We start from the raw sequence: 15,778 nt of genomic DNA, 5'->3' as shown, positions 1-15,778 counted from the left end.
AATTTTATTTACAATGTTTTAAAAGTAATTATAATGTTTTTCCAAAACTAACGATAGCTTCGCACAATGCGCCAAATTCACTTGTGGCTTTGATGTCATCAAATTCATCTAGGCTTTTGCCTTCTATAGTAAATAGCAACCAATAAAAACAAAAACCATAAATTGCAGTATTTGTGGGATTTTGGAATGCAAAAAGAAATGAAAGGAAAGCAACCGGTGGCCGGGAGAGAGGGATTCGAACCCCCGGAGGTGTTACCCTCAACGGTTTTCAAGACCGCCGCTTTCAACCACTCAGCCATCTCCCGAGAATCAATACAAAAAAGCAGAAAATAAAAAGTAGATTCTGTGATATTTGTGATGTTATGGAGGCGACACTCGGACTCGAACCGAGGAATCGGAGCTTTGCAGGCTCGTGCCTTACCACTTGGCTATGTCGCCATAATATCAAAAACGCAGAATCTAAATCGATGCAACGCGCCTAAACTCGCTATCTAAGCCTCGCGTACTAAATCAAAACGCCAAAATCACAAAAACACAAATCGCACAAACGCGATAATCACAAAAACACCAAAACCAAAAATTCGCCAAAATCATAAAGCCCGGGAAAAAGGTGGTGCCCGGAGCCGGACTTGAACCGGCACGGACAAATGTCCGAGGGATTTTAAGTCCCTTGTGTCTACCATTCCACCACCCGGGCGCAAGTATTTACAAGCTAATCTAAAAGCGACATAATATTTAAATATGGAGCGGGAAACGGGGATCGAACCCGCGGCCCCGACCTTGGCAAGGTCGTGCTCTACCACTGAGCTATTCCCGCATATAAGTCGCTGCTAGATGTGGCGCGAATCTTATGCCAAATATGTGCAATCTGAATGCAAGTAGAATCAAAGCTGTAATTTTAGCAGTGCTTTTTAAAAAAATCAAGACATACAAAGTGTTTTTTAGTATTTTTTGATTAAAATTGCCTTTTAAACTATATTTGCAAGGGATGATAATGACTTTTCAGCCTTATCCATTTGAGCGACTAAATAGCCTTATAGCCGACATTTCACCACAAAAACCAATCCAAAAACTAACCATCGGAGAGCCGCAATTCCAAACACCAGAATCTATCACACATGCCTTGCAAGAAAACGCGCCAGCGCTTCGATACTATCCGCCAAGTGCTGGGGAGGCGTTTTTGCGCGAGGCGATTTTGGGATTTATCAAGCGGCGCTTTGGCGCGGATTTGGATTCTAGTCAGATTATCCCGACATTTGGCACGCGCGAGGTGCTTTTCAACCTTCCGCAATTCTACCTCTCCACCATCACTTCGCCAATCATCGCGCATCCAAACCCATTTTATCAGATATATGAAGGCGCAGCGATAGCTTCAGGTGCGAAAACTATCTATATGAATCTCACCGAGCAAAATAGCTTCAAGCCAACGCTTAGCACAGAAGAGATGAAAATCGCAAATCTAGTCATCCTAAACACGCCAAACAACCCCACCGGCGTGGCTTTGAGCCTAGATGAGCTAACGCATTGGGTAGAATGCGCGCTAAAATATGATTTCTTGCTGATATGTGATGAGTGCTATAGTGAGATTTATGAAAATAGCGCGCCGGCGGGGATTCTAGAGGCAAGTATTGCAGCAGGCAATACGAGCTTCAAAAACATCATCGCGCTAAATTCTATCTCCAAGCGCTCCAGTGCACCGGGCTTGCGAAGTGGGTTTGTCGCGGGGGATAGGGAGATTTTGGCAAAATATAGCGTGTATCGCACTTATGCGGGGCTTGCTATCCCGCTGCCTTTGCAGCACGCCGCCGCGCGCGCGTGGAGTGATAAAAAGGACTGCGAAAAAATACGCCAAATCTATGCTAAAAATCTGCAACTTGCCAAAAAGCTTTTCCCAAGCGCAAATGTCGCGCCTTATAGCTTTTATCTATGGCTTAGCGTGGGCGATGAGCTTGATTTCACGCGCAAGCTGTATGAGAAAGAAGGGATTTTGGTGCTGCCGGGAAGTTTTCTGGGGCGCGAGGGCGCTGGCAAAGGATTTGTGCGCATCGCGCTTGTGTATCCTAGCGATGAGATGGAAGCACTTTTGGCGCGCGTGAAAAGCTTCTATGACAACTATATAGCAAGCCACAAAAACAGCGCCAGCGCGCAAGCAAGCGCATCTGCAAGCAATGCCAAAACAATCCCCCCGCTCTCACAAGCCAGAATCCACTTCATAGGCATCGGGGGCATCGGCATATCCGGACTTGCCAAATACCTACGAGCGCAAGGCGCGCACATCAGCGGAAGCGACATCGCGCATTCGCCCACGACTCACTATCTACGCTCGCTAGGCGTAGAGATAACCATACCGCATGATAAAAGCGCGATAAAAGATCAAGATGTCATCATACACTCCGCTATCATAAAGCCCAATAATGTCGAGATAATAGGAGCCAATCGCAAGGGAATCCCGGTGCTTTCGCGCACGCAAGCGCTAAAGCTTATCCTAGATTCTAAGCGCGTGTATAGCGTGTGTGGCGCGCATGGCAAATCCACGATAAGCGCGATGCTTAGTAGTATTTTTAGCGATTGTGGCGCTATCATTGGCGCGGAAAGCAAGGAGTTTTACTCCAATGTCAAAGAAGCGCAAAGCGAGATAATCATATTTGAAGCGGATGAATCCGACAAAAGCTTTTTGAATTCTAACCCCTACTTTGCTATCGTGCCAAACGCAGAGCCTGAACACATGGAGACTTATGGGCATGATTTGGATGAGTTTTACGCGGCTTATACGCAGTTTCTTAGCCTTGCAAAAAAACGCTGTATCAATGTCTCTGATCCATTTTTGCGTCAAAGCGCGCTAGAATCTATCAAGCTTGACCCCGCAAAAGACATCAGCGACATACGCTACACGCTAAAAAACGATGAGCCTTATACGCGCTTTAGGCTGCGCGACTTGGGCGAGTTTGAGGTGTGGGGGATAGGTGAGTATATGGCTAGCAATGCGTCGATGGCGATTTTGTGCGCGCTAGATTCTATGCCGCTAGATACGATCCGCCAGAATCTAGCCAATTTTTGCGGCATCAAAAAGCGCTTTGACATCCTAAGCAAAGAGCCTATCACGATAATCGATGACTACGCGCACCACCCCACTGAAATAAAAGCCACGATGCAAAGTGTCAGAATCTATGCTAGTCTGCGCGGTATAGATGAGATTTATGTGATTTGGCAGCCGCATAAATACTCGCGCCTTTTTGATAATCTCGAGGCGTTTAAGACATGCTTTGGCAAGCTAGATTCTGGCAGGCTCATCATACTGCCGGTGTGGCGCGCGGGCGAGGAGCCTAGAGAGGTGGATTTTGCCTCTTGGTTTGCAGAATATGAGCCGCTGCTTGCTAGGCGCATACAGCGCAGCGGAAATGTGCTAGAGGTTTATGGCGATGAGGGGCTTTTATGCACGCTAAATAGCGGGCTTGCGGTGGGGTTTGGCGCGGGCGATATTACTTATCAGCTGCGAGGGGTGAAGTGATGGGTGCTTTTTCTGTGGTGGTGATATTTGCGCTTATTATCGTGCTTATCGTAGTGTTGCTGCGCCAAGCGAGCATCAGCACGCGCAAAAAGTTTGCTGTGGGTGGCGCGCTCATCTTGTGCGTGGCAATCATGGGCGTGTATAACTATCGCCAAAGCCTGCATACCAATATCAACACGCTTTTGGAAGAGGCGTTTGACGCGGGGCAGACGCTAAACTGCGAGGGGTTTTTGGTGCATCAAAATGATTTTAACCTCATAAGCCAGACGCACACGCTCATCGGCAAATCCGGCACGCCTACGAGCAACATCATCGTGCTGCTAGAAAAATGCCAAATCACGCAGCCCTCCAAACAAGATGAAGAGCTAGTCGGCGGACATACGATAGAGGAGCTTGGAAGGGATTAGCAAAAAAACAGATTAAGCAGTGGCTTGCTTGGGTTACGCAAAATAATTTGGTATAAAACCAAAAATAGATGTTTATTTATCTATGTTTGCATTTTTTGCACTATTTGAGGAGGTATTATTTATTTGTCACTGCTATTCTTGTAAAATAATAGTGTTTTGCTATTGCAAAAGGTTAGGCAAACGTGAGGGATCAAGGTATGCACAAAAAATATAATATTTTGGAATCGCTAAAATATAAAATAAGAGTAAGGTTTAAAAAACAAACTTGGAGAATGGATTTTTAGGTTTTAGAAGACAAAAAGGTTCAAGTCAAAAATTTTATTTAAAATACGCAATATTTAAAGCAAAAATAAAAAGAAACAATTAAGCAATAAGAACACTAAAAGATACGCCAAAGCTTGGGCTGAAGCCGATATAACACTCGGCCAAACGCTTGGCGCGCTTAGCTTTAAAGTTAGGCGGCACAAAAGCTTGCCGCGCTTTATAAGATTTAGCCTTAAGGCTTAAAACCTTTGAAGTCTTGAAGCCTTGCGTCCTAAGCCTTACAGCTTGCTAGCATTTTTTGCTAGATATGTTTTCACGCCATCAGCTGTTGGCTTCATGCCTTCTTGTCCTTTTTGCCAGCCAGCAGGGCACACTTCGCCATGCTCTTGGACAAATAGCAGCGCATCAGCCATGCGTAGCATCTCATCCATATTGCGCCCTAGTGGCAGGTCGTTGATGACAGCGTGGCGCACTACTTGATCTTTATCGATCAAAAAGCTTCCGCGCAACGCCACCGCGCCATTTACTAGCACATCATAATCTCTAGAGATTTGCTTAGTGATGTCAGATACCATCGGGAAAGTCACCGCGCCGATACCGCCTTGATCTACTGGAGTATTTCTCCAAGCGAAATGCACCACATCAGAGTCGATAGACACGCCGATTACGCTAAAGCCTCTTTCTGCGAAATCTTTCACACGATGATCCATCGCCAAAATCTCGCTAGGGCACACAAAAGTGAAGTCTTTTGGCCAGAAAAATACCACAGCGCCATTTTTGCCTAGGTTTTTGCTAAGCTCAAAATCCTCTACGATTTGTCCATTTGCTAGCACCGCTGGGGCTTTGAAATCAGGGGCTCTTCTTGTTACTAACATGAGATTCTCCTTAAAAGTTTGGTTTTGATAACAAGTAATAATTATTATCGCTTGGGATTGTATCTTGCTATGGTTAATATTTGCTAATTTTGCAAAAATTATCGCAAAATCTTGCGCGAAGTCTATGATTTGATGCGATTTATGCGCGCGATATTGCAACTTATGCCGCAAAAACGCCAATTTTTTGCTAATATTAGGACTTTGTTTGCGCCAAACATTATAATGTCTTAATTTTTGAGGCATAACCCAAAAATCAAAAATCAAAAGGAGTCAAAATGCCAGAATCTAACGCGCAAGTGCCAAACAACGCGAGCCAAAGCGCACAAGCGCCAAAGCAGCTTTTTGTCATCGATATCACCTACACCGCCGAGCTGCCCGTGATAGAAGCCAATCTGCAAAATCACCGAGCCTATCTTGCCAAAGGCTATGAGGCTGGGTTTTTGCTAGCTTCTGGTCCCAAAAATCCGCGCGTGGGCGGCGTCATCATCGGGCGATTTGATGATTTAGCGCAGGCAAAAGCGTTTGCGGCAAATGATCCATTTGCGATTAAAAATATCGCGACGCACACGATAACAGAGTTTAGCCCCGTGCTTCATGCAAGCGATATCGCGGGGTTTGTGCGTAAATAGCTTTGTGTAATAGCTTTGCGCGATAAAGCAGAATCCAAAAGCGGATTCTAGGCGCACGAACCTAAAAAAGCTAGAATCTAGAAACGCAGAATCTAAAACAAGGCAGAATCTAGAATCCAAAACAAAGCGCGCCAAACGCCCCCAAAGGCGCAAATGCCCCAGCTAGATTCTAAGCACAAAGGGCATAAAAGGCGCAAAAGGCATAAAAATGCCACGCGCCAAAGCAAAACACAAACCGCCTCCAAAAGCGCAAAAAGTGCAAAAGGCAAAACAAAACCAAACACGCAAAGGAATTTTATGAATCAGATCATACATTTTATCGTGGATACTATCGGTAGCTTGGGATATACAGGCATATTTTTGATGATGTTTTTAGAATCTAGCTTTTTTCCTTTCCCCTCCGAAGTCGTGATGATACCCGCTGGCTATTTGGCGTATAAAGGCGATATGAATATGTGGCTCGCACTCCTTGCTGGCGCGCTTGGCTCGCTTGCTGGCGCGCTTTTCAACTACTGGCTAGCGCTTTATTTTGGGCGCGCGTTTGTGCTGAAGTTTGGCAGATACTTTTTCTTCAGCGAAAAAACGATGATAAAAATGGAGGGCTATTTTAGCAAACATGGCGAGATTAGCACATTTCTAGGGCGTTTGATTCCGGGCGTGCGCCAGTATATCTCACTGCCTGCTGGACTTGCTAGGATGAATATCTGGAAGTTTAGCTTCTATACGACTTTTGGCGCGCTTATTTGGATCACTATTTTGGCAGTTTTTGGCTATTATGTGGGCGTGTGGTTTGGTGATGATTTATCGCTTACCAACATCACAAATGTTTTCATCGACAAAGCCGCAGAGATAGGCATTATCAAGCAGTATTTGCACTATATCGTGCTAGCCACACTTGGCGCGGTGGTGCTTATCGCAGCTGCCTATATCGCGATATACAAAATCCGCGCTGGCAAAAATAAGCAAAACGAAAATGCTGATACAAGCGCAAAATAGAGAAGCCAAATGAACGCTGATAATCATAATATGCGCCTTGTGATAGCCCTAGATATGGCAAGCTTGGAGGAGAATCTAGCACTTGCCAAAACTCTTGCCAAGCTCCCGCGCGGATTGCGAGAAAACATCTGGCTAAAAGTGGGCTTGCGCGCATTTATCCGCGATGGCAAAGCCGGCATAGAATCCATAAAAAATGCCAGTGGTGCGAATATTTTCCTAGATCTCAAGCTTTATGACATACCAAACACCATGGCAGATGCCGCGTATGAGTGCGCGAGGCTTGGTGTGAATATGCTTACCATCCACGCAAGCGCGGGAGTGGCTGGGATGCGCGCGGTGATGGAGCGGCTAGAGAATCTAGCGCGCGATGAGCGCCCGCTGGTGATGGGCGTGAGCGCGCTTACTAGCTTTAGCGATGAGGGGTTTTCTGAAGTGTATTTGCAGGGCGTGGATTCTGGCGTGCGTGCGCTTAGTGCGCTCTGCTATCGCGCAAATATCGATGGCGTGGTTTGCTCGGTGCTAGAATCTAGCGCACTGAAAGCAAACTACCCTACGCTGCTAGCACTCACTCCGGGCATCCGCCCTTTTGCAAGTGCGAGCGATGATCAGCAGCGCGTGGCTAGCGTGGCGCAGGCTTACGCGGCGCGTTCGGATTTCATCGTGGTAGGCAGACCAATTTATAAAGCGGATGATCCTTGCAGCGCGATAGAAGCGATACTCGCGCAAATTTCTAGCGCGCAAAAAGGCGGCAAATAATGCAAGTTTTTCACACGACAAGCGAGCTTATAGCCTTTCGAGCCAAACTAGAATCTAGCTTTTTGCCAGAATCTAGTTTTGCAAAAAATGCGGGCGCGGGTGCAAATAGTGCGCTAAGTGTCGGATTAGTGCCTACCATGGGTGCTTTACACAAAGGGCACAGATCACTCATTGAAGCAAGTGTCAAAGAAAACACACATACTATTGTGTCGATTTTTGTCAATCCCACGCAATTCGCGCCAAATGAGGATCTTGCCACCTACCCGCGCACGCTGGATTCTGATATCGCGCTTTGTGAGAGTTTGGGCGTTAGCGCAGTGTTTGCCCCAAGCGCAGATGAGATGTATAAAACGCGAGAATCTAAAAACGCAGAATCTAGCAAACTAGATTCTGAAGCAGCGAAGCAAAACGCAGATTCTAGCAAAATAGATTCTGCTTTGGCAGAATCCACCGCGCCAAGCCACGCCAGCCAAATCTATGCCAATGATGAAGTGCGTATTTTGCCGCCACAAAGTATGGGCTATGTGCTGGAGGGCTACGCGCGCCCTACACATTTTGCCGGCGTGCTTCAAGTGGTGATGAAGCTTTTTATGCTGACGCGCGCGCATCGTGCGTATTTTGGGCGCAAAGACGCGCAGCAGCTGCTTATCATCAAGCGCATGGTGGCTGATCTTTTCATCCCCATAACCATCCGCGACTGCCCTATCGTGCGCGATGATGATGGGCTAGCGCTTAGCTCGCGCAATGTCTATCTAAGCCAAAGCGAGCGCCAAAACGCGCTGGCAATCCCGCGCGCGCTAGAATCTATCAAAAAAGCCTATGAAAGCGGAGAATCTAGCGCGCAAAAATTGCGCGAAATCGGGCTAAAAGAGCTAGCAAAAAGCACGCTAGAGGTGGAGTATTTGCAGATTTGTGATAGCAATATGACGCTTTTAGATTCTATCATTCCACAAAATAGCCTAGTCTTGCTAGTCGCGCGCGCTGGGAAAACAAGGCTTTTGGATAATCTATGGCTATAAGGAGCAAGGCAAAATGCGGGTAATAAAAAGGGCAGAAAAAATAAAAAATGCAAGCAAAATGACAGCGCCAAAAATGCATGCGCACAGCATGTTGGATAAAACCAGCATGCAAGATAAAATCAACACACAAGATGAAACAAGGATAGCAAAAATGCCAAACATAGCGACAATAGCCAAAACAGCAGCTCAAATAGTGATAAGCGCGACGCAAATCACAAAAACCGCTAACGCCACCAGAATCCAAAAAATCGTAAACATTGCCAAAATCACGAGAATCTCAGAAATCGCCCAAACCATAACAAACATAAAAGCCTCCATAAGCTCTTCCACAAAAGCCGCCGCGCTTTGCCTAGTGGCTACTTTCAGCGTGAGTGGCGCGTTTGAAAGCATCGATGAAGCGCTGAAAAATGGCGTAAGCAAGGGCGATGTGATTTTGTATGGCAATTTTATGACTTCGCCAAAAGGCGGTGCGACACAAATCGCCGACAACACGCTAGGACTTGCCAACTACTCCTATCTAGCGGGCTTAGGCTATCTCGTGGGAAATGTGGGGCTTAGCTATACTTCTGGATTTTACAAAAACTTCCGCGCCGCGATTGGATTCCGCGCATTAGCCAAACTCTATGACGCGCACAGAGATCTTGCCACGCCCACAGGCAGAGGCGACTCGCGCGCAGACTTTTTCAATGAAAATCAAGCCGCAGTGGCAGAATCATTCATCGAATATTTTGATGGCGATACGAGCATAAAAGCTGGGCGCATCGCTATCGCGAATGACTGGATAAATACGCTAGGCGATGGCATCTGGGCGCGCAATCGCTCGCTTGAGAATATAATTCTAGAAGCGTTTTGGGCGCATGATTTTGGGCGGATTGATTATTATCAGATGACGAAATTTTATAAGCCAAATATGGCGGGGCTTTATAATGTGGGCGTGAAATACTATATCCTAAATGACGCGCTTACTGCCAAAGCTTATGCGTATTTTGCACCGCCGATTTTTACTGCGATTGGCGGGAGGATCGATGGGAAGGTGTCGTTTTTGGATTTTGAGCTCAAGGGACATGCGGGATATGCGTATAGCCTCGAGCATCTAAACACGCTAAATACGATAAATATCACAAACACGCATCAAAATGCCAACGCGCTTTACGCGCAAATCTCATTTAGCAGACCAAATGTCTTTGACATCGTGGCGGGCTACATCCACACAGGCAAAGAGTCTGGCTGGGGAAGTCTAGGCATCATGGGCAATAGCATCGATCCGTTTTTTGTCTGGGGGGGCAAGGTGGTGAAAACCCAGCCAAATGTCAATCTCGTGTATGGGCAAGTCAGCACGCGCGTGGATAGGTTTAATTTCCTCATCGCTTATGGTGCGTCATTTTATGACTATGTGGCGGGGACTACGCGCACCGCAGCGAAGCAAAACGAGCTAAATGTCGCTATGGAGATAGGATTCACCCGCAATGTCATAGGCGTGATAAATGTGCTAAATACGCATCTAGATTCGCTTGGCGTGCCTACTTTGGCGCAGGTAAATGGCGGATTTAGGCTGTCGTTTTAGATTCTGCTAGATTCTGCTAGATTTTGCGAGATTCTGGCGAGTTTTGCGTTTTAGATTCTGCGCTAGAATCTAGTTTCGCCCTTTCAGATTTTGATGCGCCAAATCCCACTTTTTAGATTCTGCTAGATTTTGCGTTTTGGATTTTGTGAGATTTTGGCGCAGAATCTAGTTTTTGCGCTTTGAGGTTTTTTAGATTCTGACTCTAGCGCAGAATCCGCTTTTTGCTTCTTTTAGATTTTTAGATTCTAGCGCGCTTGGTTTTGTATTTTTAGATTCTGCGTTTCATTTACCTTCATTTATTTTTCCCTTATTTTTGCCTATCTTTTTTGCGCCCATTTATCACGCAAGCGCGCGATTTAGGCGATTTGGCGCGATTTTTAGCATTCACACTCATTTTATTTTGCGCTTATACAATGCGCTTGTTTGATGTATCTAGGATTTGCGACTCGCAGATTCTAGATCTCAACAATCTTATTTCAAGGAGTCTTACATGAAAAGACTAGCATATTTTATGGCTATCGGGCTTTTGGGAAGTTCGCTTGCATACGCGGCGGATTTTAGCAAAAAAAGCGACAAAGAGCTTATCTCTCTAGCAGCAAATATCAGCGCGCAAGATGAGCCGGATTTCATCATGGAAGTGGAGAAGCGCGCGAAATCTAAGCTCTATGAAGAGGCTAAATCGTTTAAAAAAGCGGTGAAGGATGCAAGGCATGAGGCGCGCGCGAAGCTAACTCCAGAGCAGGCGCAAAAACGCGCGATAGAAGTCTGCAAGGCAACTCAAGCCAAAACAGATAAAATGAATGGCAAAGAGATACGAGAATCTGGGCTAAGGGTTTTCTATGGCGATTGCAATGAGATGCCAAAGCGCAAGCCTCATGATGAAAAAGGCGGCAAGTCGGGCAAACCAGCTGGAGATAAAGCAAATAAAGGCAAGTAAAAGAAGCTAAAGAGGCCAAAAAGGGCTAAAAAAGGCAAAAAGCCCGCTAGAATTTGAAAAATCGCTAAATCTAGCCTAAGATTTGGGCTTAAGGCTAGATTTTAGTTTGGGCTTAGATTTAAGTTTGAGATTTTGGGCTTTTAGTTTTGGTTTTGGACTTTTGGTTTTAGTTTGAGATTTGGCTGGACTGGCGTGTGGTTTGCTAGCCTAGCTTGTTTTATATTTTGTTTATTTTGTCTTTTTGTTTTGCAGATTTGCGCCAAATAAGCTTTGGTGTTGGCTTATTGGGGCAAAGTCCAAAGCGTGTAAAGATTATCCAGCTTTAAAATCTAGTGCTAAAATATCAAATCACTAAATACGCCAGAATCTAGAAAATGTTAGAATCTAAGGCGTATCAGAATCTAAATCGCGCGGTAGAATCTAAAATTATGCGTTGCAATTGTTTGCGCTAGCGATTTGATATTTTCGCATTGCGTTTATCGCGCGCCCATTATGTCGCATCGCGCGTCCTATCAAGCCCCATCCGGCAACGCGCCACAAAGTACTTAAGGATAAATCATGGCTACCAAAATTTTGCTCCTAGAAGATGATATGCTGCTTTCTGAAATGCTGGTGGATGAGTTAAGCGAAAAAGGCTTTGAAGTGTGTTTGTGCGAGGATGCGCAAAGCGCGCTAAGCAAGGCGTATGAGAAGCATTTTGATTTGTGGATTTTGGATGTCAAAGTCCCGCTTGGCAATGGGTTTGAAGTGCTAAAAGAGCTTCGCAAAATGGGTAAAGACACACCAGCGATTTTCCTCACCTCGCTTTCGATGATAAATGATCTCAAAGAGGGCTTTGGCGCGGGCTGTGATGACTATATCAAAAAGCCTTTTGACATCGATGAGCTTTTGCTTCGCATCCACTTGCTTTTAAAGCGGCAGTTTTCGCACAAAGACACGCAGCTACTCGCCCTTGGCAATGGCTATGAGTTTGACATCATCCAAAAGACGCTTTTTCACAGCGGGCAAATCATCCAGCTTACCAACAAAGAGCGCGAGCTGCTGGCGCTTTTATTGCAGCATCGAGGCTGTTTTGTCTCGCAAGATGAGATATTTGAGCGCATTTGGAGCTATGATGAGACGCCCACAAATATGTCGCTGCGCGTGTATATCAAAAACCTCCGCAAGATTCTAGGCAAAGAGAGCATCATCACGCAGCGCTATCGAGGATACTGCTATGGGCAGTAAATTTAATGCCACGATTTTTAAGATTCTAGCGCTTTATCTTGGCACTAGCACGCTTTTTTTGGGGTTTATATTTTTTGTGATGTATCAAAAAGGCTTGCACGATCTACGCACGCAGCAAATGGTGCAAATGCGCAATAACTACATACAAATCGCCACGCATATTTATGAGCATAAGCCTAGCGTTGATGTCGCAGAAAATGCGCGGGACAAAGTGGATTCTAGAGCAGATTCTGGCGCGGACTTCAAAATAGATTCTAGAGCAGAATCCAAACCAGAATCCAAAAAGCAAGAGCACAGAAAACGCGAGATAGCCCTAGCCACCGCACAGCTAGATACTATCGCGAGCGAGATTTCGACGCCATTTGCGATTATAGATTCTGATGATAGGGTGATTTTTAGCACGATAGATGAGAATCTGCAAGCGGTGCTAGAGATGCTGGAAAATGAGCGATTCGCGCAGATTGGCAAGCGCATTTTTGTGGATATGAGGCAGAGCAAATCATTTGAGCATATGATAACCCACCCGCCTTTTAATTTCTCCAAGCGCCCAAAAGAGGTGTTTAGGTATTTTGAGAGCCTGCGCCTGCGCGTGATACTGCAAGGCGAGGCGATAGATACGATAGAAGTGCCGTTTTTGAGCCAAGATAAGGCGATAGATGCGCTAGAAAAACTAGAATCCATACACCAAGAAAAAACCGCCCTGCAAATAGAAATCATCGCTTATCTGCTCTGCTCTTTGCTTATCATGGGCGTGGTGGCGTATATCCTTATGCGCCTTTCTTTCCGCCCCATCGCCGAGCAAATCCGCACGCTAGAGCGCTTCATCAAAGACACCACGCATGAGATAAACACGCCCCTTAGCGTGATACTTATGAGCGTGCAAAAGTTTGATACAAAAGAGCTTGGCGAGGCGAACAAAAAGCGGCTAAATCACATCAAGCTATCCGCGCAGAATCTGCATCATCTCTATCAGAATCTGATTTTCCTAAACTTCTACAATGCCAAAAGCACCAGCCAAAATATCGATATGAAAGCGCTTATAAACGAGCGCGTGGAGTATTTTTCAACCCTTTTGGCGCAAAAATCCATAAGTGTGAAAAGCGCGCTAGCGCCAGCGCAGATGCACGCAAACATCGATGAAATCGCGATTTTGCTAGATAATCTGCTAAGTAATGCTATCAAATATAATCATAAAGGCGGGAGCATCGAGATAGTGCTAGAATCTAGTGGTGCAGAATCTGGCGCGGCGGGATCTAAGGATTTGGATTCTGGTGGCGCGGCGTTTGGAGCGGGCGCGCAAAGTCCAAGCCCGAGTCAAAAACAAAGCACAAGTCCAAGTCAAATTCAAAGCCCAATGCATTGCAAGCTAATCATCAAAGACAGCGGCTATGGGATAGATTCTGCTATCATCGAGCGCATATTTGAGCGCTACACGAGGTTTAATGAAGATCAAGGCGGCTTTGGCATCGGACTCAATCTCGTGCGCGAAATCGCCAAACGATACGACATCCAAATCCGCGTCCAAAGCGAAAAAAACAAAGGCAGCGAGTTTATTTTATCGTGGAATTTTAGCGGGCAACTTGATTTTAAAGTTTAATTTAAAGCTTGATTTAATAGGTGGTTTTAGGGGATTTATATTCGCGTATAATTTGCTAGCGGGTTTTTGGGGATAGAGTTTTGCAAATTGGCAGAATCAAATTTGATAGAATCAGCGGAATCTGATTCTATCAAATTCCGCTGATTTTGGGGGTTTTGGTTATTTCAGCTTCTCGCTTACGATATCTACGATATTATCGCCAACCATCACAGCGATTTTTTCCATATATTCTGCTGGGCTTGTGAAGCCTACGCATGAGCAGTTGATTTCGCCTAGCACATATTTATCCTTGCCATTTTTGTCAGTGTCAAGGATAAAGTCCGCCGTCCAAATAAGTGGCAAGTCGTAGTTGCCTAGTTTTTCGCGGATTCCGGGCAATTGCACTAGGAACCAATCAATAAGCGCTTGCCAATCTTTTGGCTCATCATAGCGATATTTCGCCCCGCTAAAGAGTGTCGCAGAGAACGCATCGCCGCCTTCTGCTGGCTTTTTATGCACGACATAAACCGGCGTTTTATAAAGCATAAGGATTCTAATCTCGCCCTCTTTGATACGCGGCAAGAAAGTCATATCCACAAGCATACCATTATCACCCACCAAATAATGCTCGCAGAAGTCCATAAACTCGCCTAGCTTGCGCTCTTCTGTGTGATTGTCTTTGGCTTCGGTGCAGATGATTTTGGTATCAAGCGGGAGAGAATCTACTTTGCCATAATCGCTCGCATTTTCCAGCCTCACGCGCCAAATGCCCTCCCCTGTGCTTCCGCGATTTTGTTTCAATACACGCTCGCCTTTTGCCAAAGTTTTGGGAAAAGTCTTTTTGAAATCATGCTTTTCGCTAAACGCCACGCCAATGCGCTTCGCCTCCGCTGGATCATAGTAGGCATAAGTATCATCAGGCACGAGGTCTGTGCTAGCCAGCTTTGTCAGCGCATCTTTCGCGCCATAGCCTATCATCGCATCAGGATGCGGCATACCCACAAGCCCATCAGCGCAGAGCTTACGCAATACATCAAAATAAAGTCGCTCCTCTTTCAAGTTGCCCGGATTTACACGAGAAACATAGCCATCAGCTGTATTTTTCACATGCTCATAGATTTTGTTGCGCTCGTTCTCATCGCGCAAAATCTCATCGGTGAAAAACACCACTTCCGCATTCCACCCCTTAGCCTTGAGCGCATTTACCATTGGCATGGTGTCTTTTCTATGCCCATCAGGCCCCTTGTCACTGCCTCCACGCGCTTCAAAAAACACGATGTTCTTCTTCATTGTAGCTCCTTTTTTGAGTTTGAGCTTTCATCATACTTGATATGAGATTAAAATAGATTGAATCAATGCGCGCAAATTGCAAAAAGGGCAGAATCTAAGCAGAATGCAAAAAAAGCGCGATAAATAGCGGCGGATTTTGCGCGCTTGGGATTTTTGCTTGAGAATTTGTGTGCTTGAGATTTTTGTTTTTGGGATTTTTGCTTGAGAATTTGTGTGCTTGAGATTTTTGTTTTTGGGATTTTTGTGCGCTTAAAATTTTGGCGCTTTTAAAATTTTAGCATTTGGGATTTTTGGCATCTGGATTCTGACGCTTTAAGTTTATTAGTATTTGGATTCTGGCGTTTAGATTTTTTGGTATTTTGAGTTTTTGATATTTTTAAATTTTTAGCGCTTGGGAATCTCGCGCTGTTTTGGAATCTAGATTCTTGGGCTTAGATTTTTGCTTTTGAGATTTTTGGTATTTTAAGTTTTTGGCGTTTGAGATTCTGCTCGGTGTTTTTTGGAATCTAGATTCTGGTGCTTAAAATTTTTTATTCTTTAAATTTTTGGTGTTTTAGATTCTGCTTAGATTCTTGCGCGCGCAACTTGCGCAACTTGACAAAATGGGATATAATCCAGACTCGCTTGGGGTTTAAAAATTTGCGAAGCAAATTTTTAGTCAAATCAAATCTTCGCGCATAGCGCGGCACCTTGAAAGGCTGACAGGGGTAAGGGGGTGCAGGGGGACTAG

12 protein-coding genes, 4 tRNA genes and 1 pseudogene are annotated in these 15,778 nt (G+C 45.3%); 11 read left to right on the top strand and 6 right to left on the bottom strand.

Features of this window, described 5'->3' with window-relative positions:
• Positions 1-217: 217 nt before the first annotated feature.
• From BKN38_RS09125 to BKN38_RS09110, 4 genes are all read right to left on the bottom strand, one after another.
• Positions 218-305, bottom strand: a tRNA-Ser gene (locus BKN38_RS09125).
• 58 nt (positions 306-363) lie between these two features.
• Positions 364-438: transfer RNA gene (locus BKN38_RS09120), tRNA-Cys, on the bottom strand.
• 173 nt (positions 439-611) lie between these two features.
• Positions 612-697: transfer RNA gene (locus BKN38_RS09115), tRNA-Leu, on the bottom strand.
• A gap of 45 nt (positions 698-742) precedes the next feature.
• Positions 743-817: transfer RNA gene (locus tag BKN38_RS09110), tRNA-Gly, on the bottom strand.
• A gap of 177 nt (positions 818-994) precedes the next feature.
• Between BKN38_RS09110 and BKN38_RS12100 the strand changes: the two are divergent.
• From BKN38_RS12100 to BKN38_RS09100, 3 genes and pseudogenes are all read left to right on the top strand, one after another.
• A pseudogene (locus BKN38_RS12100) lies at positions 995-2,104 on the top strand (succinyldiaminopimelate transaminase); the annotation flags it as partial.
• Between the two features lie 75 nt (positions 2,105-2,179).
• The gene (murC, locus tag BKN38_RS09105) at positions 2,180-3,508 is read left to right on the top strand and encodes a UDP-N-acetylmuramate--L-alanine ligase (RefSeq protein WP_066456950.1); all 1,329 of its coding nucleotides are present in this window, start codon (positions 2,180-2,182) and stop codon (positions 3,506-3,508) included.
• Positions 3,505-3,915, top strand: a complete 411-nt coding sequence (locus BKN38_RS09100; RefSeq protein WP_143000269.1) for a hypothetical protein — start codon at positions 3,505-3,507, stop codon at positions 3,913-3,915. Before murC ends, BKN38_RS09100 begins: the two co-directional genes overlap by 4 nt.
• 542 nt (positions 3,916-4,457) lie before the next feature.
• Here the strand turns inward: BKN38_RS09100 and BKN38_RS09095 are convergent.
• Positions 4,458-5,054, bottom strand: a complete 597-nt coding sequence (locus tag BKN38_RS09095) for a peroxiredoxin (protein WP_066456920.1) — start codon at positions 5,052-5,054, stop codon at positions 4,458-4,460.
• Between the two features lie 275 nt (positions 5,055-5,329).
• Here BKN38_RS09095 and BKN38_RS09090 point away from each other — a divergent pair, with 275 nt between their 5' ends.
• The 8 genes from BKN38_RS09090 to BKN38_RS09055 all read left to right on the top strand — a co-directional run bounded on the left by BKN38_RS09090 (position 5,330) and on the right by BKN38_RS09055 (position 13,779).
• A complete protein-coding gene (locus BKN38_RS09090) occupies positions 5,330-5,683 on the top strand; it encodes a YciI family protein (protein WP_066456926.1) in 354 nt (117 codons plus the stop codon).
• A gap of 297 nt (positions 5,684-5,980) precedes the next feature.
• Positions 5,981-6,679 carry a DedA family protein gene (locus BKN38_RS09085; protein WP_066456958.1) on the top strand — a complete coding sequence of 233 codons (699 nt, stop codon included), beginning with the start codon at positions 5,981-5,983 and terminating at the stop codon, positions 6,677-6,679.
• 30 nt (positions 6,680-6,709) lie between these two features.
• Positions 6,710-7,435, top strand: coding sequence for an orotidine-5'-phosphate decarboxylase (gene pyrF, locus BKN38_RS09080; protein ID WP_070957807.1), 726 nt, complete (start codon positions 6,710-6,712; stop codon positions 7,433-7,435).
• A complete protein-coding gene (panC, locus tag BKN38_RS09075; RefSeq protein ID WP_066456929.1) occupies positions 7,435-8,454 on the top strand; it encodes a pantoate--beta-alanine ligase in 1,020 nt (339 codons plus the stop codon). The genes pyrF and panC overlap by 1 nt, the downstream gene beginning before the upstream one ends.
• Before the next feature lie 151 nt (positions 8,455-8,605).
• On the top strand, positions 8,606-10,018 hold the full coding sequence (locus tag BKN38_RS09070) for an Opr family porin (protein ID WP_143000268.1): 1,413 nt from the start codon (positions 8,606-8,608) through the stop codon (positions 10,016-10,018).
• A gap of 490 nt (positions 10,019-10,508) precedes the next feature.
• Positions 10,509-10,955, top strand: coding sequence for a DUF1104 domain-containing protein (locus BKN38_RS09065; protein WP_066456935.1), 447 nt, complete (start codon positions 10,509-10,511; stop codon positions 10,953-10,955).
• 558 nt (positions 10,956-11,513) lie between these two features.
• Positions 11,514-12,182: a response regulator transcription factor gene (locus BKN38_RS09060; protein WP_066456940.1), complete on the top strand. Its 669-nt coding sequence runs from the start codon at positions 11,514-11,516 to the stop codon at positions 12,180-12,182.
• On the top strand, positions 12,172-13,779 hold the full coding sequence (locus BKN38_RS09055) for a HAMP domain-containing sensor histidine kinase (RefSeq protein ID WP_066456944.1): 1,608 nt from the start codon (positions 12,172-12,174) through the stop codon (positions 13,777-13,779). Before BKN38_RS09060 ends, BKN38_RS09055 begins: the two co-directional genes overlap by 11 nt.
• Before the next feature lie 159 nt (positions 13,780-13,938).
• Here BKN38_RS09055 and BKN38_RS09050 read toward each other — a convergent pair whose 3' ends face one another.
• Positions 13,939-15,048 (bottom strand): Cj0069 family protein, encoded by a 1,110-nt coding sequence (locus tag BKN38_RS09050; protein WP_066456947.1) that lies wholly within the window; start codon positions 15,046-15,048, stop codon positions 13,939-13,941.
• Positions 15,049-15,778 lie beyond the last annotated feature (730 nt).

The sequence above is a fragment of the Helicobacter sp. CLO-3 genome (genome assembly GCF_001854545.1).
In the GTDB taxonomy this organism is placed as follows: domain Bacteria; phylum Campylobacterota; class Campylobacteria; order Campylobacterales; family Helicobacteraceae; genus Helicobacter_B.
The sequence above is the reverse complement of the archived record's forward strand: the minus strand, read 5'-3'. Positions and strand labels throughout refer to the sequence as shown.

Bases quoted from the DNA above. Each gene is read 5' to 3' on its own strand.
- BKN38_RS09095 (WP_066456920.1), bottom strand. From the start codon at position 5,054: ATGTTAGTAACAAGAAGAGCCCCTGATTTCAAAGCCCCAGCGGTGCTA.
- BKN38_RS09090 (WP_066456926.1), top strand. From the start codon at position 5,330: ATGCCAGAATCTAACGCGCAAGTGCCAAACAACGCGAGCCAAAGCGCA.
- BKN38_RS09085 (WP_066456958.1), top strand. From the start codon at position 5,981: ATGAATCAGATCATACATTTTATCGTGGATACTATCGGTAGCTTGGGA.
- pyrF (WP_070957807.1), top strand. From the start codon at position 6,710: ATGCGCCTTGTGATAGCCCTAGATATGGCAAGCTTGGAGGAGAATCTA.
- panC (WP_066456929.1), top strand. From the start codon at position 7,435: ATGCAAGTTTTTCACACGACAAGCGAGCTTATAGCCTTTCGAGCCAAA.
- BKN38_RS09070 (WP_143000268.1), top strand. From the start codon at position 8,606: ATGCCAAACATAGCGACAATAGCCAAAACAGCAGCTCAAATAGTGATA.
- BKN38_RS09065 (WP_066456935.1), top strand. From the start codon at position 10,509: ATGAAAAGACTAGCATATTTTATGGCTATCGGGCTTTTGGGAAGTTCG.
- BKN38_RS09060 (WP_066456940.1), top strand. From the start codon at position 11,514: ATGGCTACCAAAATTTTGCTCCTAGAAGATGATATGCTGCTTTCTGAA.
- BKN38_RS09055 (WP_066456944.1), top strand. From the start codon at position 12,172: ATGGGCAGTAAATTTAATGCCACGATTTTTAAGATTCTAGCGCTTTAT.
- BKN38_RS09050 (WP_066456947.1), bottom strand. From the start codon at position 15,048: ATGAAGAAGAACATCGTGTTTTTTGAAGCGCGTGGAGGCAGTGACAAG.